Origin of the sequence: Rhizobium sp. SG2393, from assembly GCF_042610495.1 — a bacterium.
Classification (GTDB): domain Bacteria; phylum Pseudomonadota; class Alphaproteobacteria; order Rhizobiales; family Rhizobiaceae; genus RU20A.
The window spans coordinates 133,195-152,105 of record NZ_JBHGAP010000007.1 but is presented as its reverse complement, the minus strand read 5'-3'; the positions used below and the strand labels follow the sequence as shown (position 1 = coordinate 152,105).

18 protein-coding genes are annotated in these 18,911 nt (G+C 63.3%); 7 read left to right on the top strand and 11 right to left on the bottom strand.

Features of this window, described 5'->3' with window-relative positions; all coding sequences use genetic code 11:
- Positions 1-3: 3 nt before the first annotated feature.
- Entirely contained in the window at positions 4-804 is an 801-nt protein-coding gene (locus ACED18_RS15320) for an aldolase (RefSeq protein ID WP_377293738.1), read from the bottom strand.
- A 218-nt stretch (positions 805-1,022) separates the two neighbouring features.
- Between ACED18_RS15320 and ACED18_RS15315 the strand changes: the two genes are divergently transcribed.
- Entirely contained in the window at positions 1,023-1,784 is a 762-nt protein-coding gene (locus ACED18_RS15315; RefSeq protein ID WP_377293736.1) for a DeoR/GlpR family DNA-binding transcription regulator, read from the top strand.
- 19 nt (positions 1,785-1,803) lie between these two features.
- Here ACED18_RS15315 and ACED18_RS15310 read toward each other — a convergent pair whose 3' ends face one another.
- The gene (locus ACED18_RS15310; protein ID WP_377293734.1) at positions 1,804-2,622 is read right to left on the bottom strand and encodes a sugar phosphate isomerase/epimerase family protein; all 819 of its coding nucleotides are present in this window, start codon (positions 2,620-2,622) and stop codon (positions 1,804-1,806) included.
- A 247-nt stretch (positions 2,623-2,869) separates the two neighbouring features.
- Here ACED18_RS15310 and ACED18_RS15305 point away from each other — a divergent pair, with 247 nt between their 5' ends.
- Together ACED18_RS15305 and ACED18_RS15300 are read left to right on the top strand one after the other, a co-directional pair.
- The gene (locus ACED18_RS15305; protein WP_377293732.1) at positions 2,870-4,018 is read left to right on the top strand and encodes a Gfo/Idh/MocA family protein; all 1,149 of its coding nucleotides are present in this window, start codon (positions 2,870-2,872) and stop codon (positions 4,016-4,018) included.
- Entirely contained in the window at positions 4,015-4,941 is a 927-nt protein-coding gene (locus ACED18_RS15300; protein ID WP_377293730.1) for an alpha/beta hydrolase, read from the top strand. Before ACED18_RS15305 ends, ACED18_RS15300 begins: the two co-directional genes overlap by 4 nt.
- A gap of 12 nt (positions 4,942-4,953) precedes the next feature.
- On the opposite strand, the gene ACED18_RS15295 is transcribed toward ACED18_RS15300, so the two are convergent.
- Positions 4,954-5,985 (bottom strand): LacI family DNA-binding transcriptional regulator, encoded by a 1,032-nt coding sequence (locus ACED18_RS15295; protein ID WP_377293728.1) that lies wholly within the window; start codon positions 5,983-5,985, stop codon positions 4,954-4,956.
- A 490-nt stretch (positions 5,986-6,475) separates the two neighbouring features.
- Between ACED18_RS15295 and ACED18_RS15290 the strand changes: the two genes are divergently transcribed.
- From ACED18_RS15290 to ACED18_RS15280, 3 genes are all read left to right on the top strand, one after another.
- A complete protein-coding gene (locus ACED18_RS15290) occupies positions 6,476-7,723 on the top strand; it encodes an ABC transporter substrate-binding protein (protein WP_377293726.1) in 1,248 nt (415 codons plus the stop codon).
- A 127-nt stretch (positions 7,724-7,850) separates the two neighbouring features.
- The gene (locus ACED18_RS15285) at positions 7,851-8,789 is read left to right on the top strand and encodes a carbohydrate ABC transporter permease (RefSeq protein ID WP_377293854.1); all 939 of its coding nucleotides are present in this window, start codon (positions 7,851-7,853) and stop codon (positions 8,787-8,789) included.
- Between the two features lie 3 nt (positions 8,790-8,792).
- Positions 8,793-9,641 carry a carbohydrate ABC transporter permease gene (locus ACED18_RS15280; RefSeq protein ID WP_377293724.1) on the top strand — a complete coding sequence of 283 codons (849 nt, stop codon included), beginning with the start codon at positions 8,793-8,795 and terminating at the stop codon, positions 9,639-9,641.
- A gap of 140 nt (positions 9,642-9,781) precedes the next feature.
- Here ACED18_RS15280 and greA read toward each other — a convergent pair whose 3' ends face one another.
- The 6 genes from greA to cyoA form a co-directional block, all read right to left on the bottom strand.
- Positions 9,782-10,264 carry a transcription elongation factor GreA gene (greA, locus tag ACED18_RS15275; protein ID WP_377293722.1) on the bottom strand — a complete coding sequence of 161 codons (483 nt, stop codon included), beginning with the start codon at positions 10,262-10,264 and terminating at the stop codon, positions 9,782-9,784.
- Between the two features lie 99 nt (positions 10,265-10,363).
- On the bottom strand, positions 10,364-11,077 hold the full coding sequence (locus ACED18_RS15270; protein WP_377293720.1) for an SURF1 family protein: 714 nt from the start codon (positions 11,075-11,077) through the stop codon (positions 10,364-10,366).
- Positions 11,077-11,472 (bottom strand): cytochrome o ubiquinol oxidase subunit IV, encoded by a 396-nt coding sequence (gene cyoD, locus ACED18_RS15265; protein ID WP_377293718.1) that lies wholly within the window; start codon positions 11,470-11,472, stop codon positions 11,077-11,079. The genes ACED18_RS15270 and cyoD overlap by 1 nt, the downstream gene beginning before the upstream one ends.
- Positions 11,472-12,095 (bottom strand): cytochrome o ubiquinol oxidase subunit III, encoded by a 624-nt coding sequence (cyoC, locus tag ACED18_RS15260; RefSeq protein WP_377293716.1) that lies wholly within the window; start codon positions 12,093-12,095, stop codon positions 11,472-11,474. Before cyoC ends, cyoD begins: the two co-directional genes overlap by 1 nt.
- A 5-nt stretch (positions 12,096-12,100) precedes the next feature.
- Positions 12,101-14,104, bottom strand: coding sequence for a cytochrome o ubiquinol oxidase subunit I (gene cyoB / locus ACED18_RS15255; RefSeq protein WP_377293714.1), 2,004 nt, complete (start codon positions 14,102-14,104; stop codon positions 12,101-12,103).
- Positions 14,105-14,116: 12 nt separating this feature from the next.
- Entirely contained in the window at positions 14,117-15,319 is a 1,203-nt protein-coding gene (gene cyoA, locus ACED18_RS15250; protein ID WP_377293712.1) for a ubiquinol oxidase subunit II, read from the bottom strand.
- A gap of 234 nt (positions 15,320-15,553) precedes the next feature.
- Between cyoA and ACED18_RS15245 the strand changes: the two genes are divergently transcribed.
- Positions 15,554-16,870: an MFS transporter gene (locus ACED18_RS15245; protein WP_377293852.1), complete on the top strand. Its 1,317-nt coding sequence runs from the start codon at positions 15,554-15,556 to the stop codon at positions 16,868-16,870.
- 88 nt (positions 16,871-16,958) lie between these two features.
- Here ACED18_RS15245 and lldD read toward each other — a convergent pair whose 3' ends face one another.
- Complete coding sequence (gene lldD, locus ACED18_RS15240; protein WP_377293710.1) at positions 16,959-18,092, bottom strand: FMN-dependent L-lactate dehydrogenase LldD; 1,134 nt, start codon at positions 18,090-18,092, stop codon at positions 16,959-16,961.
- Between the two features lie 4 nt (positions 18,093-18,096).
- Entirely contained in the window at positions 18,097-18,885 is a 789-nt protein-coding gene (locus ACED18_RS15235) for an FCD domain-containing protein (RefSeq protein WP_377293708.1), read from the bottom strand.
- Between the last annotated feature and the right edge of the window lie 26 nt (positions 18,886-18,911).

Below are 18,911 nucleotides of genomic sequence, written 5' to 3'. Positions count from 1 at the left end.
GGATCAGGCGCCGGAGGCGGCCAGCGCCTCTTCGGGCGACTTGCCGCCATGGATGACATGCTTGAAGGCGAGCGCCGCCTTGGTCGTGTCGCCGTGACCCCAGAGATTGCGGCCGACGACCGCGCCGCGCGCACCGGCCCGCAGCGCATCCGAGGTCTGCTGCAGGGCTCCGAGCAGCGTGTCGGTCTTCGGGCCGCCGGCAATGACGACCGGGATGGGGCAGGTGGCGACCGTATCCTTGAAGGAGGCGAAGTCGCCGGTATAGCCGACCTTCACCACGTCGACGCCCGTCTCGTAGCCGATGCGCACCGCATAGGCGATCTCGTCCGGCGTGAAGACGATCTTGCCGCCCTGCGTGAAATCGCGCGGATAGACATGGGCGATCACGGGCATTTCATAGCGGGCGGCGGCGTTCACCGTATCGGTCAGCCAGCGGATGTACTCGCCTTCCGTATTGCCGCGCACGGGAATGGCGACGGCGAGCGCATCGGCGCCGTAGCGGACAGCGTCTTCCGGCGTCGCGATCAGCTGGCGGATGCGGTCGTCGGCGGTAAAGCAGCCGGCCTGGATGACCAGCGCCGCCTTGCCCGCATAATCCGACCAGAGGTGGCGCGCTGCCCCCGGCTGGATGCTGACATAGTCTGGCCCGCCCGCCATCACGCGCTTCAGCGCACCCGGCAGGTCGGCAAGCCCGCCCTCACGGACATTGCCGTAGCCGACGAAGTGATCGACGGCACCGCCGAACAGGTTTCCCGACGGATTGGAGAAGATTCGGGAAAGGCGGATTTTGGCTCCGAGACCCATGACGACATGTCCTTTCAGGTTGGTCGCGTTCTGATGAGGCGGACCCTAACTCGAAAACAAAACAACACTCAATCTTCCGATTTCTTTCGAATTATGTTTTCTTGATCATTTTTCAGATGCGAATGCGTAAACTTTCGGCTATTCGGAGGACAACATCAAAGGAAATCTCTGTTCGTCTTTCGATTTTCAAAAGACCGCAAAACCTGGAAAGGCTCTTCATGCTCGCCGAACAGCGCCGTCACCAGATCCTGCTCGAATTGCAACGGGTCGGTCAGGCACGAACGAAACAGTTGGCGGAAACGTTCGGTGTATCCGAGGTCACCATCCGCTCCGACCTCGACATCATGGACGCCAAGAAGCAACTCATCAAAACCCATGGGGGCGCGATCGCCATCCCCGCGGATTCACCCGCCGCCGCCTTCGAAGAGCGCATGCAGAAGAACTTCGAGGCCAAGCGTCGCATCGCGCAGATCGCCGCCAAACAGATCATCGACAACCAGTCGATCGTCTTCGACAGCGGCTCGACCCTGCTGCAGGTCGCCATGCAGATGCCGCCGGTCAACAATGTCGTGGTGGCGACGACGGCGATGAACATCGCCCAGCATCTGATGTATCGCCCCGGCCTCGACGTGCACATGATCGGCGGCCGCGTTTTCCCGAGCACGGTCAGCACGATGATATCGGACAGCGACAAGGTGCTCGGCGGCCTCGTCGCACATCAGGCCTTTGTCAGCGCCCACGCCATCGACCATTCCTTCGATGTCGTGGATGTGTCGGAGGATATCGCCCGCACCAAGCGCAATCTGGTGCGCATGGCGCGGCGCGTGGTGCTGGTGGCCGATTCCAGCAAGTTCGACATCGGCGCCTCGTCCAAAGCCTTTTCCCTGTCGCGCGTCGATCTCATCATCACCGATAGCAACATGCCGCTAAGCATCCGCAACCGGCTGGAAAAGCTCGGCGTCGAGGTGCGCTATGCCTGACGCGAGAAGAGGCGGCGGGTCAGAAACCCATCCGGCGCATCGTCTCGCGATTGCGTGCGACGGCGGAAGCCGGATCACGACCGGCTTCTTCCGATTCCTCCTCCACCACGATCCAACCGTTGAACTGCGGACCCTGTCGCACCGACGCGATCACCGCCGGCACGTCGCAGACACCGGCACCCAGCATCGCCCAGTCGCCGGCCGCATCGACGTCCTTCAAATGCACGTAGCGGATCCGACTGCGGTAGGTGGCCAGCGTATCGTCGATGTCCTGACCGCCGCGCAGGATGTGGCCCGTATCCGGTACCCAGCCGACATTCGCCTCGAGCCGGGCAAACAGCGCATCGTAATCGGCACGGGTGAAGATCAGCGTATTGTGATGCGAGGAGGGATGCACGGCAAAGGCAACGCCGGTGCGGCAACCGATCTCGGCAGCCTTGTTATAGACCTCGGCGGCGACATCGAATTTTCCGTCGCGCGCGCCCTCGGACATGACGGTTGCCGAACCCATGGAAATCAGCGCGCCCGGGAAATGCGCCACGAAGTCGGCCCAGCGCCGCGCCGTTTCGAGATCGGCAGACAGAAGCGACGGCTCCGTGAAGCCGCTTTTCGAGCCGAACGCGAAGGATACAAGCGCCAGCCCGTGACCGGCGAGGGCGGCCGCAAACGCCTGCGGCTTGTCCGCGTAATGCCCGATCATCGTATCGGTGATCTCGATGCCGGCATAGCCGCCTTGGGCGATCGCCTTCAGGAGATCGTCCGGACCGCCGGTCCAGCCGTCGCCCAGCATTTCCCAGGTAAAGGTCTGGCAACCGATCTTCAGCGCCGTCTGCGTCATGACATTCTCTCCCGATCCTGGATTTACGCGCCCATTTCCGCACCGGTCTCGCCGACGGGCTTGCGCAGACGCCGGCTGAGACATGAGCGGGAAAGGGATGTTGCGAAACGACGCCTCCGAACGTCTTGCCATGTCGTAAGGCAGAATGTTACCGTGCGTCAACTTAATTCCTGACACGCGCTATATTATAACAAGAACGCAACGTGCCTGCCGGCGCGCACCGGCGGCCATCATCTGGAAACACGCGATGAACCAATCCTCGTCCTCAAAGCTCCGCATCGGCGTCGTCGGCTGCGGCAGCATCTCGCTCGCCTACATGCGCAATGCGCCGCTGTTTCGGGATGTCGTCATCACCGCCTGCGCCGACCTCAACCGGGAAGCCGCCGAGCGGCGCGGCGGCGAATTCGGCCTGCGCGTGACGGATGTGGACGCGCTGATCACAGACCCCGACATCGACCTGATCCTCAACCTGACCATCCCCGCCGCCCATTACGACATCTCCAGCCGGGCGCTGGCAGAAGGTAAGCATGTATTTACGGAAAAGCCACTGGGCGTGAATGCGGCGGAGGGCCGTGCGCTGGTCGAGGCGGCCAGCGCCAGGGGTCTCGCCATAGGCTCGGCGCCCGATACTTTCCTCGGTGCTGCCGGCCGTCGGGCACGGCGCCTGATGGAGGGCGGCATTATCGGCAAGCCCGTCACCGGCACCGCCTTCATGATGGGCCGTGGCATGGAGCACTGGCACCCCGATCCGAGCTTCTACTACCAGCCGGGCGCCGGCCCTGTCCTTGACATGGGCCCCTATTACCTAACCATGATGGTCAACCTGCTCGGCCCCATCCGGCGCGTGCAGGCCGTCGCCACCAGCGGGCAGGAGGACCGGCTGATCACGGCCGACGGCCCGAAGAAGGGCACGACCTTCAAGGTGGGAACGCCGACAAGCGTGCTGTCGCTGCTGGAATTTGCCTGCGGTGCAACGGTCACCTTCGGCGCGTCATGGGACGTCTTCCGCCACTCCAACCATCCGATCGAACTGCACGGGACGGAAGGCTCGCTGCGCCTGCCCGATCCCGACACGTTCGGCGGCGTGATCGGCCTGTCGCGGCGCGGGGCGGAGTGGGAGGAGATGAACACCGCCACCGATCTCTACGGCGCCGTCAACTGGCCGGTCGTCAATCCCGATCGTGCCAACTACCGCATGCTCGGCCTTGCCGATCTCGCGCGCGCACTTGTCGAGGCACGCACGCCCCGCGCCTCCGGCCAGTTGGCCCTGCATGTGCTGGAAGTTATGGAAGCCATCCTGAAGGCCGGCGAGACCGGAACTGCGCAGGCAATCGGCGGCTCGGTCACCCAGCCGGCGGAACTGCGTGAAGACGAAGCTGAAAGCCTGCTCGCATGATCACGCTTGATGATTCCGCCCGTCGCGCGCTTGCCTGGCCCGGCGAACCCGAAACGCCGGTCGAGCGTCTCTCGCCGCAAGCCGCCCGCCAGCAATATCTCGACGGCTTTGCCGCCGCACAGCATCCGCCGGAAGAGGTGGCAAGTGTCGAGGAACGGAACCTCGAAGGCCTGCGCCTGAAGATCTGGCGGGGCAAGGGAGCGCCCGCGACAGGCGCGCCGGCCCTGCTCTATCTCCACGGCGGCGGCTGGGTGATCGGCGCGCCGGAAACCCACGAGGATATCTGCCGTATTCTCGCCAATGCGGTCGGCGCCGTCGTGGTGTCGCCGGACTATCGGCTGGCGCCCGACCACCGCTTCCCGGCCGCCGTGGAGGATTGTGCGGCGGCGCTTCGATGGATGGTAGATGAGGCCGCGACGCTCGGCATCAACCCGGCCCGCATCGTCGTCGGCGGCGACAGCGCCGGCGGCAACCTCGCAGCCGTGACCGCCCTGATGGCGCGCGACGGCAGCGTACCCGCCATCATCGGACAGGTCCTCATCTATCCCGTCACCGACCAGAGCCAGACGGGCCAGAGCTACACCGACTGCGCCGAAGGCTATGGCCTCACCGCCGCGGGCATGCGCTGGTTTCGCGATCACTACGTCTCGCAAGCAGAGTGGGACGACTGGCGCGCCTCGCCGCTCAAGGCGCAAAGCCTTGCTGGCGTTGCGCCCGCGATCGTTATTCTCGCCGGTGCGGATGTCCTCTTCTCGGAGGGCAAGGCCTATGCGGACCGGCTGGCGTCGGAAGCATGGTGCACGACAAAGATCTGGCCCGGCCAGATCCATGGCTTCGTCTCCAACGGCGGACGCATTCCGGAAGCGGCGGAGGCGCTCGCCGCTATCGTGGCAGCCTGGCGGGCGATAGACGCGGCGCGATAGGCAGGATCGACCTCAGGCCGAATCGCGCATCACCAGCGTCGCCTCGAGGATAACCTTCTGGGTTTCCGTCGCCGCATCGCTTTCCTCGTCCAGCCGGGCGAGCAGCAACTCGACGGATCGCGCCGCCATCTCCGGCGCGTTCTGCGCCATGGTGGTCAGCGACGGACAGGCATAGCGGCTGAGCGGATGATCGTCATGGCCGGCAATCCTGAGATCGCAACCCTCGGCGCGCCCGATCTTCAGGCCCGCCGCAAAGGCCGCCGCCATCGCACCGAAAGCAAAGCGGTCATTGGCGCAAAGCAGCGTCTTTCCGGGCAACCCGTCGCGCTTCAGCAGCCGCTGCATCTGCTCGAAACCCAGCCGCTCGAACTCCCAGGACGGTGGCGCATCGCAGTCGATGACGATGGGCGCATGCCCCTCGGCGATCATCGTGGCGCGATAGCTGTCCGGCCGCTCGCCGGCGTTTTCGACCAGATGCGGAATGTCGAGGAACACGGGCGGCTCACCCGACCGACAGAGATAGGTAACGATCGCCGCAACGCTCTGCTGGTTGTCATTGCCGACGAAAGGCAGGTCGTAGATCGCCGGCCCATCGAAGCAGACCACCGGGATGGCATCGCGCAGCCGCTCCAGCGCCGAGCGCCGGGAATGCGCGCCCAGCGGCGCGACGATGGCGCCTGCCACCTTCAGCGACAGCAGCGTGCGCACCGCCTCCTCTTCCAGCTCGGGGCGCTGGTGGGAAGAAAGCTGCACCGGCCAGTAGCCTCTTGCGCGCAGCTCAAGCTCGATCAGCGAAACGACCTGCACATAGAAGGGATCGGACATGGTCGGCACGAGAATGCCGATGTTCTTGGTCCGCTTGCGGTTCAGATGGCGCGCAAACAGATTGGGCTCGAAATTCGACTTCTTCAGCGCCGCCTCGATGCGCTTGCGGGTGATCTCCTTCACCTGCGTGGGATCGTCGAAGTACTTTGAAAGCGTTGGCCGGGAGACACCGCTCGCGGCGGCAAAGTCGTCCATGGATCGGTAAGTCTTCTTTGCCATTCCCCGCCCTGACACCGCGCCCGCAGGCGTCCGATTGCCGGATAGTCCCCGTTTCCACTGAACACTTCCAATGCGCCGCCGCATTTGGCAAGGGTGCCTGCACTCGGTGCCCGCCACCTCGGCTGTACGCAAGAGTTGCGTGACCAGTTTACGAAAACCGAAATGAAAACCCTGGCGTTTGCCCTCTCGCGCACCGCCCCCTCAGGCTGGCACACCAACGGCCTATTTCGTTTGTTTGGGCAAACTTTCATTTGTTTACGAATGTAAAGAAAAAATCCATCGCAAGCAATATCGACAGAACCCGAAAATGTACCGCGCGTAAAAAATTTTATCCGTTTGAAATCATGAGCCTAAGAGAAAATTATCCGTTTTTTCGGCTTTGCGGAGCCGTTTCGGATGCTTGCCGACGTTGACAGCCCACCCCCGGCGGGACCCTACTTTGCCCCGCGATCTGGGAGGATCGAAACAAAAGTTTCAACGGGAGGCGATCATGAACTTCAAATCATTCAGCAGAACGATGAAGGCCGCAGCAGCGGTATGGGCGCTCTGCGCCACCGCAGCAATGGCCGACACCACGATCGAGTTCATCCAGTGGTGGGAGCCGGAGCTGCCGGCCGGCGCGCTGCGTGGCCTCGTCGATGAGTTCGAAGCCAAGAACCCCGGCATCAAGGTCAAGCTGGTCAGCGGCCCCTATGCGACGACCCGCGACCAGATCGTCGTTGGCGCTGCCTCGGGCACGCTGAGCGATGTCGTCGGCCTCGACGGAGCCTGGGTCAACGGCCTCGCCAAGCAGGGCGCCATTGCCTCGCTCGACGAACTCATGACCAAGGCGAACTACGACAAGAGCCAGATCGCCGACATCGTGAAGGTCGATGGCAAGAGCTACATGTTCCCCGTCGCCTCCTTCGTCTACCCGGTCTTCGTCAACCTTGATCTCGCCAAGGCCGCCGGCGTCGACAAGATGCCCTCGACGCGAACCGAGTTCGAGGAGGCCGCCAAGAAGATGACGGACGCTTCCAAGAACCAGTATGGCTGGGTTCTGCCGCTGTCGCTGCAGTCGCCGAGCGGCATCCAGAACGACGTGATGTCCTGGGTCTGGGCATCCGGTGGCACGATGCTGAAGGACGGCAAGCCGGATCTCGAGAACGAGAATGTCGTTGGCACGCTCGAGTATATCGAGAAGCTCAACAAGGACGGCGTGATCTCGCCCGGCATCTTCGCCAAGAAGGAACAGGACAAGGTCGAGGAATTCGTCAACGGCCGCGTCGGCATGATGGTCGACTCGCTTGCCCACGTGAACCTGATCCGCGAGCGCAATCCGAACCTCAAGTTCGGCCTCTCCGCCCTGCCCGCCAAGGATGGCTATGAAGGCAAGCGCGGCATGCCCTATGCCTCCTGGGGCATCGGCGTCAGCGAAGGCAGCGCTCACAAGGAAGAAGCCTGGAAGCTCGTCGAATTCCTGATGAGCGCCGAGATCAACGGCAAGCTGGTCTCCATCGCCAACGCCTTCCCGGGCAACGTCAACGCCAAGCCCGACTTTGTGGCCGCCGACCCGATCTTCGCCGAAGCCTTCAAGATCTACCAGAGCGGCTATCCGGCAAACGAGTTTGTCGGCCTGCCGGTCGCAGAAGAGCTGATGCGCGACCTGAACGTCGAAGTGCAGAAGATGTTCGACGGCGGCCAGTCCGCCAAGGATGCAGCCGCCAATGCCAACAAGGCCTGGCTCGCAAAGTTCTGATCACCTGAACATCGAGACGGCCGGCGGCGAATGAGACGCCGTCGGCCCCTTCCGTTTCCGCCCGGCCTCAACCGACGGCACGACGCCATCGGTCCGCCGGCCTGCACCATCGGAAAGACTGATGCTCATGACCCGCTCCGCCCCAGCCATCGCCGCCGCGTCCCCGCGGATGCGCCGCAAGGCGACCGCCGGCACCAAGCTGCTGCGCAAGCTCACGCCCTATCTCTACGTCTCCCCGGCGACAGCGCTGCTCGTTCTCCTGATGCTGTTCCCCATGATCATGGTGGTGCGCTACTCCCTGATGGATGGCGCCATCATGAAGAAGGACGCCGCCTTCGCGGGGCTTGCCAACTACGTCACCATCTTCGAAAACCCGGTCTTCTGGCAGTCCCTGTGGCAGACCCTCTATTTCACCGTGATGAGCGTGGTCTTCCACCTCGTCATCGGGCTTGCCTTCGCGATCCTCTTGAACAGCAACCGCATCGATCCGCTGATCCGCAGCATCCTGCGCGTGCTCTTCATCCTGCCCTGGCTCTTCACCGCCGTCATCATCGCCATCATCTGGCGCCTGCTGCTCGACCCCAACGGCGTGGTCAACAGCGTGCTGATGGCGCTGCACATCATCGACTTCAAGGTGGAGTGGTTCTCCTCGACAAAGACAGCCATCCATGCCCTGACCTTTGCCAACATCTGGGCTGGCTATCCGCTCTTCATGGTCAGCCTGCTCGCCGGCCTGCAGGGCATCTCCAAGGAACTTTATGAGGCCGCTGGCATCGACGGCGCCAACGAGGTGCAGAAGTTCTGGTACATCACCATTCCGCAGCTCATGCCGATCATCATCTCGATTGCGCTGCTCGATTTCATCTGGACCATGCAGGTCTTCCCGCTCGTGTGGATGACCACCGGCGGCGGCCCGATCTATTCGACCGAGATGCTCTCGACCTTCACCTACAAGCTGGCCTTCGCGCAGTACGAATTCTCGTTGGCATCGGCGAGCGCCATCATCATTCTCATCATCTCGATGAGCGTGACCTACTTCTACATCAAGCATCAGCAGGCGAGGTAAGAGATGGCCCGCAAACGCTCGTTCAAATCCCATGTCCTGCCGACCCTGCTCACCTGGCTCGGGCTGGCGATCGGCCTCGTCTTCGCGGCCTTCCCCATCGTCTGGATGTTCTTCACCTCGCTGAAGTCGAACACGGAGATCTTCGCACTGCCGCCGCGCCTGCTGCCGGAGAATTTCACGCTCGCCGCCTACATGACCATCTTCAACGATCCGACCAAGGTCCGTTTCTTCATCAACAGCTACTTCGTCGCCGGCGTGGTAACGGCGCTGACACTCGTCATCGCGATCCTGACGGCCTACGGCTTCAGCCGCTACCAGTTCCGCTTCAAGAACGTGCTGAACATCTTCATCATCTCCACCCAGACGGTGCCGCCGATCACGCTCCTCATTCCCTACTTCGGCATGGTCGTCGCGTTCCGGATCTTCGACACTTATTTCGCGTTGATCCTGACTTACCTGGTCTTCACCCTGCCCTATGCCGTGCTGCTGATGACGGGCTACCTCAATACGCTGCCAAAGGAGCTGGACGAGGCCGTTCTCGTGGATGGCGGATCGAGCTGGACGGCCCTGTGGCGCGTGATCGTGCCCGTTTCCATCCCGGGCATCGTCGCGACGGGGGTCTATACCTTCCTGCTCGCCTGGAACGAGTTCCTCTTCGCACTGACCCTGACGAAGTCCATGGATCTTCGCACCGTGCCGATCGGCATCCAGCTGCTGATGGGCCAGCATGCCTTCGAGTGGAACGAGATGATGGCCATGAGCGTGCTGGGATCGCTGCCGCTGCTGGTGCTCTACCTCGTCGCCCAGCGCTATTTCCTCGCCGGCATGACGGCGGGGTCCGTGAAGAGCTGACGCAAGAGCCAACCGGGCATTGTCGAGCCACGTCGCATCAGCGGCTTTGCGCGAGCACGATGTCTGAAAAAAGCGTCGCTCAACCTTGAGGACCGGATGCCCTCCCATCCGGTCCTCTTTTTGTGCGTGTCGGAAGCCCGTCAGGAGATGGCTGTGATCTCGAGCTCCTGCCCGTTCAGGGTCACGACATCCCCGACCGCCCGACCCATCAGCAGTCTCGCGACCGGCGAGACATAGGAGAGCGTGCCGGCCTTCGGGTCCGCCTCATCCTCGCCCACGATCCGGTAGGCCTGCACGCGGCCGTCCTCGCGCTCGAAAGTCACGTGGCTGCCAAAGGCGACCTTGTCCGTGGTCTCCGGCGCCGGGATGACTTCGGCAGTACGCACCCGCTCGGTGAAATAGCGTAGGTCCCGCAGGGGATGGGCCGACTGACGCCGACGCTCGTTGATGTCGTCGATCGCCATGGCCGCTTCCGCCGCCGCGCGCGCCGTCTCGAGCTCGGCCTCCAGCATCTTCAAGCCGTTCGCAGTGACGAGATTGGCATGCGGAGAAATCGGGCGATCCGGAAGCTGGGTCTCCGAGGCAGCCTCGGCACTCTCTTCCTTCACGAAGGCAACACTCACGATGACACTCCTCTCACGGCCCGCAGCCATCGCGGCGAGCAAATCAGGAGCACAATGTAAGGCTTCCGAGCAGGTTCCGCCAATGCCGCCGCGACACGCTCAATCCGCGTGGCGGCGCACCCGCCAGAGCAGGAAGGCAAGCCCGCCGGCCATGACGAACCAGGTGATCGCATAGCTCAGGTGATTGTTGGGGAAAGTCACCACCGTCAAGCCGCCGATCGGCAACGTGTCGCCATCCGGCGCCCTGTCGGCATCGAGGAAGTATGGCGCAACCGCACCGATGCCGAGCGCATCGCCCATCGCCGCCGTATCGCGCGAGAACCAGCGCCCGGCGGCCGGATCGTTGGACCTGAGGAAGGCGCCGTTCGGCTGCGTCAGGCGGAGGAGACCGGTCAGGCTTTGCGTGTCCTGCGGCACGGGGCGGTCGGCCGGTTCGCGGCGATCGGCAGGTATGAAGCCGCGATTGATGAAGAGGGTAAAGCCGGCATCCGCCTTGAACGGCGTCATGACCCAGAAGCCGGGACCGCGCGTCGTGACGGCCTGCACCAGAACATCCGCGGATGGCAGGTAGCGCCCGGTCACCGTGATGCGGCGGTACTCGTCCATATCGAAGGCAAGACCGGACCAGCTCTCGGGCCCCGGAGCTGCGACGGGAGCGGCCGACAGCCCCTGCTCGACGCGGGCGATGAGCGCGGTCTTCCAGGCAAGGCGCTGGACCTGCCAGACGCCGAGCCCGAAGAGCAGAAGGACGACCAGCGCGCCGACGCCGAAAAGGAGGCCCTTTCGCCGCATCTGCGCGCCAGCCCGTGGCATCAGGAACCCATGCCCTGCATCTGGCTGTGATCCATCTGCGGCATCATGTTGGTGTTGAGGTGGTACATGACCCACAGCGAACCCGCGAGCATGATAACGACGACGATGACGGTGAAGATCATCGACAGCATCGTCCAGCCCTCGTCAGAGCGGCTGTTCATATGCAGGAAGTACACCATGTGCACGAGGATCTGCGCGACCGCGAAGGCGATCACGATGACCGCCGTCACCGCGCGGCTTTCAAAGCCGCCGGTCATGACGATGGCGAAGGGAATGGCGGTCAGGATGACCGACAGTACGAAGCCCGTGATGTAGGACTTGTAGCTGCCATGGTCGTGACCGTCATGCGAGGCACCCTCGTGGTGGCTGTGCGGCTCGATGGAATGCGTCGACATCAGATCATCCCCAGGAGATAGACGAAGGTGAAGACACCGATCCAGATCACGTCCAGAAAGTGCCAGAACATGCTCAGGCAATTCATCCGCCGCTGGTTGGCGGGAATGAGACCCTTGCGGTTGATCTGAACCATCAGCGTTACCAGCCAGATGGAGCCGAAGGTGACGTGCAGCCCGTGCGTGCCGACCAGCGCGAAGAAGGAGGACAGGAAGGCCGAGCGCTGCGGACCGGCACCCTCCTCGATCAGGTGGTGGAACTCGTAGAGCTCGACCGCGAGGAAGGCGAGGCCGAACAGCAGCGTCACGAAGAGCCATGCCTGCATGCGCGACTGGCGCCCCTCATGCATGGCGAGCATCGCAAAGCCGAAGGTGATGGACGAGACGAGCAGGAAGGCCGTGTTGATCGCAACCAGCGTCAGGTCGAAGAGAACCTTCGGACCCGGGCCGGCCGCATAGCTCTGCCCGAGCACGCCGAAGACGGCAAACAGCACGGCGAACATCAGGCAGTCGCTCATCAGGTAGATCCAGAAGCCGAGGCTCGTGGACGCGCCTTCCGGATGATGATGCGGCTCGGTTTCCCAGTAGGAAATGGCGGCAGCCGAGGAATGGGCGGTTGTGCTCATGTCGATCAGGCTCCGAGCTTGGCAAGTTGCAGGTCGCGTTCGCCTTCGACGGCCGAGACCTCTTCGACCGGGACATAGTAGTCGCGGTCATAGTTGAAGGTGTGCGCGATCGCCACGACGATGATGCCGAGGAAGGCAAGCGCTGCCAGCCACCAGATGTACCAGACCAGCGCGAAGCCGCAGACCGTCGAGAGGCCGGCGAGGATGACGCCCGTGCCGGTATAGCGCGGCATGTGGATCGGGATATAGGCAGCCTTCGGACGCTTCTGGCCCTGCTCTTTCATCTCCGCCCAGGCGTCCAGACCATGGACGACCGGGGTGAAGGCGAAGTTGTAGGCCGGGGGCGGCGAGGAGGTCGCCCACTCCAGCGTACGGCCATCCCAGGGGTCGCCCGAAAGGTCCGGGTTTTCCTTCCGCTTCCAGATCGACACACCGATCTGCACGAAGAAGGCCGCGATACCGCAGGCGATCAGCGCCGCGCCAAGCGCCGCGATGATGAACCAGATGCGCAGATCCGGATCGTCGAACACGCGCATGCGGCGGGTGACGCCCATCAGGCCGAGCACATAGAGCGGCATGAAGGCGGCCCAGAAGCCCACGACCCAGCACCAGAAGGACACCTTGCCCCAGAAGACGTTGAGCTTGAAGCCGAAGGCCTTCGGCCACCAGTAGGCGATCGCGGCAAAGCAGCCGAACAGCACGCCGCCGATGATCACATTGTGGAAGTGGGCGATCAGGAACAGCGAGTTGTGCAGCACGAAGTCCGCCGGCGGCACGGCGAGAAGCACGCCGGTCATCCCGCCGACCGTGAAGGTAAGCATGAAGGCGACCGTCCACATCATGGGCAGGTCGTAGCGCACCCGGCCCTGATACATGGTGAAGAGCCAGTTGAAGATCTTCGCGCCCGTCGGCACCGAGATGATCATGGTCGTGATGCCGAAGAAGGCATTGACCGAGGCGCCCGAGCCCATGGTGAAGAAGTGGTGCAGCCAGACGAGGTAGCTGAGAACGGTGATGCAGACGGTGGCGTAGACCATCGAGGAATAGCCGAACAGCCGCTTGCCGCAGAAGGTGGAGGTGACTTCCGAGAAAACACCGAAAAGCGGCAGGATCAGGATGTACACTTCCGGGTGGCCCCAGATCCAGATGAGGTTGATGTACATCATCGGATTGCCACCAAGGTCATTGGTGAAGAAATTGGTGCCGAGGTAGCGGTCGAGCGTCAGCAGGATCAGCGTCATCGTCAGCACCGGGAACGAGGCGACGATGAGGATGTTGGTGCACAGCGAGGTCCAGGTGAAGACCGGCATGCGCATCAGCGTCATGCCCGGCGCACGCATCTTCACGATCGTGACCAGCAGGTTGATGCCCGACAGCGTCGTGCCGACACCCGCCACCTGCAGGCCCCAGATGTAATAGTCCACCCCGACCCATGGGCTGTAGCCGATGCCCGACAGCGGCGGGAAGGCAAGCCAGCCGGTCTGCGCGAACTCGCCGACGAAGAGCGAGGCCATGACCAGCACTGCGCCGCCGACCGTCATCCAGAACGAGAAATTGTTGAGGAAGGGGAAGGAGACGTCACGCGCGCCGATCTGCAGCGGCACCACATAGTTCATGAGACCCGTGACGAAGGGCATCGCCACGAAGAAGATCATGATCACGCCATGCGCCGTGAAGATCTGGTCGTAATGGTGGGCGTTGAGATAGCCCTCCGAACCATTGAAGGCCCAGACCTGCTGGATGCGCATCATCACCGCGTCGGCAAAGCCGCGCACCAGCATGACGAGGGCCAGGATAATGTACATGATGCCGATCTTCTTGTGATCGACGGAGGTGAACCATTCCTTCCAGAGATAGCCCCAGAGACGGAAATAGGTGAGGCCGCCGAGCACCGCCGCGCCCCCGATGGCGACGACGACGAAGGTCGCCAGCACGATCGGTTCGGACGGAATGGCGCTCCAGTTCAGGCGACCGAAAAGCAGGGTCGTGGAATAATCGATATTGGCCATGGCCGTGTCCTGTCAGAGTTTCGACGCGGTGCCGACGGACGGCACGGCGAGGGTCAATGCCTGGTCGGCACTGCGACCGAAGAGGGAGCCGGGCTGGGTGAGCCCGTGGCCACGCAGCGGGGTCTGGTCGACGGGCGCGATCGTCGCGGAGGCCGGCTGGGCGCCGAGCATGCGCTCCAGTTCTTCCGTCGAGCAGAAGCCCGTGACCTGGAAGGGATCCCATCCAAACACCGGCTCGCGCGTGCCGCGGCGCGCATGCTTGTCATAGGTCAGCTGCGAGACGTTGATGGTACCGGCAAGTCCGGCCCCACCCTGCTTGTCGATCGCCATCATCTCGGCCATGCAGATCTTGCCGGGCTCCACGCACATGTTGACAACGCGCGGGAAGAGTTCGGGATCGACAGTCGCAAAGCGCTCCGGCTTGACGTTCTCGCTCGGCTTTTCAAGCTCCAGATAGGCCGGGCGATCGAGCGTCTTCGTCGCGGCACGCGCATCGGCCACCCACTTGTCGAAGGCAGCCGCGTCGGTCGCATTGGCCTTGAAACGCATGCCGGAGAAGCCGGCGCCGGAATAATGCGAGGCAAGCCCCTGATAGGTGCCTTCCGTGTTGAAGACGCCGTGCAGCGTGGTCTGCATGCCCGGCATGGCATAGATCATGCCGGCCATGGCGGGAATGTAGAAAGCGTTCATCACCGACGACGAGGTCAGCGTGAACTGGACCGGGCGATCGACGGGAACGGCAAGTTCGTTGACGGCGGCGACGCCGTACTGCGGGTAGATGAACAGCCACTTCCAGTCGAGCGCCACCACCTGCACCTGCAGCGGCTCCTGCGCGTCCAGCGGCTTCTCGGAAGAGACCCGCGCCAGCGGACGGTAGGGGTCGAGAAGGTGCGTGCCGGCCCAGGTCAGCGCACCGAGCGAAACCACGATCAGCAGCGGCACGGCCCAGATAATCAGCTCGAGCTTGGCCGAGTGGTCCCAGTTCGGGCGGTAGACCGCGGCGCGGTTCGATTCCCGGTAGCGCCACGCAAACCAGACCGTCAGCACCATCACGGGAATGATGATGATCAGCATCAAGAGCGTCGACATCACCAGGAGATCGCGTTGTTGCGCCGCAACATCACCTGAGGGAGCCAGCACCTCCGCCTTGCACGCGGAGAGGAACATCAATGGAAGCAATAGGATGCAAGACTTCAACAGGCCGTTTGGGCGCATATCTAACCTCGTCATCGACCGGGAGGACGGTCGTTCGGACTTTGTTTTCGTCTGAGCACCTAATTTGAACTGAGCAATTGCAACATACGACAATTTGTCGCCTGTCAAATCGGACCCTGCTGGTGCATGCAGAAATCATCACAGGACGAGGCCCGCAAATCCAGCTATTTATGGGTCTCGCCGATCATCGACCGTCTCGCGCGGAGTTTGAAATTCATGGCCACCAGCGTCGAAATGTCCCGTCCGGGAAACAATCCCAGCCCTGCCAATGATGCGCACGAGCATCACGTCTCGCCGTCCGACATCGCCGTCGGCGTCGTCATCGGCCGCGCCTCGGAGTTCTTCGACTTCTTCGTTTTCGCCATCGCCTCGGTGCTGGTCTTCCCGGCGCGCATCTTTCCCTTCCTCGATCCGCTGACGGGCACGCTCTGGTCCTTCGTGCTCGTGGCACTCGCCTTCGTGGCGCGCCCGATCGGCACCGTGCTCTTCATGTCGCTCGACCGCCGCTATGGCCGTACCACGAAGCTCACCATCGCGCTTTTCCTGCTCGGCACCTCCACCGTCGCCATGGGCCTTGTTCCCTCCTATGCCACGGTCGGCTGGTGGGCGATCCTGATCCTGGCGCTGCTGCGCATCGGTCAGGGCCTGGCGCTCGGCGGCGCCTGGGACGGTCTGGCTCCACTGCTCGCCGTCACTGCGGCCAAGCATCGCCGCGGTTTCTACGCGATGATCCCGCAGCTCGGCGCACCGATCGGCCTTGCCGTTGCGACCGTCCTGTTTGCCTATCTTGTCTCCACCCTCCCGAAGCAGGACTTCCTCGAGTGGGGCTGGCGCTATCCCTTCTTCGTCGCGTTTGCGATCAACGTCGTAGCGCTCTTTGCACGCCTGCGCATTATCGCCACGCCGGAATTCCGCGCGCTCTTCAAGACTATGGAACTGGTGCCGAGCGGCATCGGCCGCACCGTGAAGGAAGACGGCCGGACGGTTCTGCTCGGCATCTTCGTGCCGCTGGCAAGCTTCGCCATGTTCCACATGGTCACCGTCTTCCCGCTGTCCTGGGTCAACCTCTACACGGATCAGGAGCCCGCCTCCTTCCTCCTGATCGAAGCGCTTGGCGCCTGCGTCGGCACGGTGACGATGCTGTTTTCCGGCTGGCTGTCGGACCGTATCGGCCGCCAGAAGATCCTTGTCTGGGGCGCCTGGGCCATTGGCGGCTTCGCGCTCGTCGCGCCGATCCTGTTGAATGGCGGAAAGACCGGCGAGGCAGCCTATGTGCTGGTCGGCTTCGCGATCCTGGGCTTCAGCTTCGCCCAGTCCTCGGGCGCCGTCGCATCGCTCTTCGGCCAGCGGAACCGCTATACCGGCTCGGCCTTCGTCTCGGCCCTGTCCTGGATGTTCGGCGCCGGCTTCGCGCCGGTCACCGCATTGCTGTTGTCGAGCACCTTCGGCCTGGCGGCATCGGGTGCCTATCTCCTGTCGGGCGCGGTCTGCACGCTGCTGTCGCTTTCGGTCGCCCGCCAGGTCGCTCTGCATCCGAAGGAAAACGGCTGATCGCCCCCGCGGCCTTCGCCTGAGCGTCAAGGAAAAAGGGCCGGCATGCGACCGGCCCTTTTTCATGATGTCCGTCGCTCGCAGCTCCTCAAAGGGCAAGGGACGACCGGTCGATCTCCGCGATCGAGCGCACTCCGGTCAGCGTCATCGCCACCCGCATTTCCTTGGCGACGAGATCAAGCAGATTGGCAACGCCTGCCTCGCCGTCTGCAGCCAGAGCGTAGATGAAGGCGCGCCCGAGCATGACCGCATCCGCGCCAAGCGCCAGCATGCGCACCACATCGAGGCCTGAGCGGATGCCGGAATCGGCGAGGATCTTCATCTCCCCCTTCACCGCATCGGCAATGTCGGGCAGCGCCCGCGCGCTCGAGCGCACCCCGTCAAGCTGCCGTCCGCCATGGTTCGAAACGACGATGCCATCGGCACCAAAGCGCACCGCGTCGCGGGCATCCTCAGCATCCAGAATGCCCTTGATGATCATCGGCCCCTTCCAGAAATCCCGGATCCATTCGAGATCCTTCCACGAAATCGAAGGATCGAAATTGTTGGCAAGCCAGCCGATATAGTCCTCCAGTTTGGTCGGCTGACCCCGGTAGGCGGAGATATTGCCGAGATCATGCGGCCGCCCCATGAGGCCGACGTCGAAGGCCCATTGCGGATGCAGCGCCGCCTGCACCATTCGCCGGAACGCTGCATTCGGCCCCGACATGCCGGAATGAGCGTCACGGTAGCGCGAACCCGGCGTCGGCATGTCCACGGTGAAGACGAGCGTGGTGATGCCCGCAGCCATGGCGCGCTCCAGCGCATTCTTCATGAAGCCGCGGTCCTTGAGCACATAGAGCTGAAACCAGATCGGCGCGCTGGTCGCCTTCTGCACTTCCTCGATCGGGCAGACGGAGACGGTCGAGAGCGTGAAGGGAATGGCGCGCGAGGTCGCTGCACGCGCCGCCTGCACCTCGCCGCGCCGCGCATACATGCCCGTCAGACCAACCGGCGCAAGCGCCACCGGCATGGAGAGCGTGCGCCCGAAAAGCTCCGTCGTCAGGCTGAGGCTTTCCACATTCTTGAGAACACGCTGGCGAAGCGCGATGTCGGAGAGATCGGAAACGTTGCGCCGCAGCGTGTGCTCCGCATTCGCGCCCCCATCGATGTAGTGGAACAGGAACGGAGGCAGGCGACGGCGGGCGGCTTCGCGATAATCGGTGGGCGACGAGATGATCATGGCGTCATATCCTTGGGGAGGTCGTGCGGCGAAGACTGTCGGCCCGCGCACGGCGCGCCCGTTCCTCGTCGATGGTACGGATGGTGTCGGCAACGAAGATGATATGGGCGTCGGAAGCAGACAGGGCCGCATCCGCATCCCCACGCGCGATCGCGTCAAGCAGGGCGGCATGCTGGTCTGACAACCGCTCGAAGGTTCGGGGAACGTTGTAGAGCTTGTCGAGGCTTTCGGAGATGCTGCTTTGCAGGAGCCCGAACATGCTCGACATGACCGAGCGCAGCACCGCATTGTGCGAGGCATCGGCGATCGCAAGGTGAAAGGCTGCGTCCGCATGGGCCTCGGCGGCCGCGTCACCCTTGATATGACAGTCGGCGAGCGCATCGAAACACCGGCGGATCGCGTCGATGTCATCCGGCAACGCCCGCAGCGCGGCATGATAGGCCGCCTGCCCCTCGAGCCCGCGGCGCACCTCCAGCACATCCTGCCCGAAGCCGGGATTGCCCGCCACGACCGGCGCCAGGGGATCGGCGATCGTGACATGCGTCCAGCGCGTTTCCGGCGCTTCGGCAATGATGTTTCCGCCCCTTCGAAGGGCTATCCGCCCGCGCGCGGCAAGCCGCATCAGCGCCTCGCGCAGGCTGTTGCGGGATATGCCCAACTGCAGGGCAAGTGTCCGCTCCGCAGGCAGCCGGTCACCAACCGAAAGTCGCCTCTCCGCAATCAGCGCCTCCACGGCCCGCTCGACCCTGTCGGTGACACGGCGGCTTTCGGACGGATCGGCTGTGGATATCATGATGAGAGCACCGTGCCGGCGCCCGG

Bases quoted from the DNA above. Each gene is read 5' to 3' on its own strand.
- lldD (WP_377293710.1), bottom strand. From the start codon at position 18,092: ATGATCATCTCGTCGCCCACCGATTATCGCGAAGCCGCCCGCCGTCGC.
- ACED18_RS15235 (WP_377293708.1), bottom strand. From the start codon at position 18,885: ATGATATCCACAGCCGATCCGTCCGAAAGCCGCCGTGTCACCGACAGG.
- ACED18_RS15245 (WP_377293852.1), top strand. From the start codon at position 15,554: ATGTCCCGTCCGGGAAACAATCCCAGCCCTGCCAATGATGCGCACGAG.
- cyoA (WP_377293712.1), bottom strand. From the start codon at position 15,319: ATGCGCCCAAACGGCCTGTTGAAGTCTTGCATCCTATTGCTTCCATTG.
- ACED18_RS15280 (WP_377293724.1), top strand. From the start codon at position 8,793: ATGGCCCGCAAACGCTCGTTCAAATCCCATGTCCTGCCGACCCTGCTC.
- ACED18_RS15305 (WP_377293732.1), top strand. From the start codon at position 2,870: ATGAACCAATCCTCGTCCTCAAAGCTCCGCATCGGCGTCGTCGGCTGC.
- ACED18_RS15295 (WP_377293728.1), bottom strand. From the start codon at position 5,985: ATGGCAAAGAAGACTTACCGATCCATGGACGACTTTGCCGCCGCGAGC.
- ACED18_RS15300 (WP_377293730.1), top strand. From the start codon at position 4,015: ATGATCACGCTTGATGATTCCGCCCGTCGCGCGCTTGCCTGGCCCGGC.
- ACED18_RS15315 (WP_377293736.1), top strand. From the start codon at position 1,023: ATGCTCGCCGAACAGCGCCGTCACCAGATCCTGCTCGAATTGCAACGG.
- cyoD (WP_377293718.1), bottom strand. From the start codon at position 11,472: ATGTCGACGCATTCCATCGAGCCGCACAGCCACCACGAGGGTGCCTCG.
- ACED18_RS15320 (WP_377293738.1), bottom strand. From the start codon at position 804: ATGGGTCTCGGAGCCAAAATCCGCCTTTCCCGAATCTTCTCCAATCCG.
- ACED18_RS15290 (WP_377293726.1), top strand. From the start codon at position 6,476: ATGAACTTCAAATCATTCAGCAGAACGATGAAGGCCGCAGCAGCGGTA.
- ACED18_RS15285 (WP_377293854.1), top strand. From the start codon at position 7,851: ATGACCCGCTCCGCCCCAGCCATCGCCGCCGCGTCCCCGCGGATGCGC.
- cyoC (WP_377293716.1), bottom strand. From the start codon at position 12,095: ATGAGCACAACCGCCCATTCCTCGGCTGCCGCCATTTCCTACTGGGAA.
- ACED18_RS15270 (WP_377293720.1), bottom strand. From the start codon at position 11,077: ATGCCACGGGCTGGCGCGCAGATGCGGCGAAAGGGCCTCCTTTTCGGC.
- ACED18_RS15310 (WP_377293734.1), bottom strand. From the start codon at position 2,622: ATGACGCAGACGGCGCTGAAGATCGGTTGCCAGACCTTTACCTGGGAA.
- cyoB (WP_377293714.1), bottom strand. From the start codon at position 14,104: ATGGCCAATATCGATTATTCCACGACCCTGCTTTTCGGTCGCCTGAAC.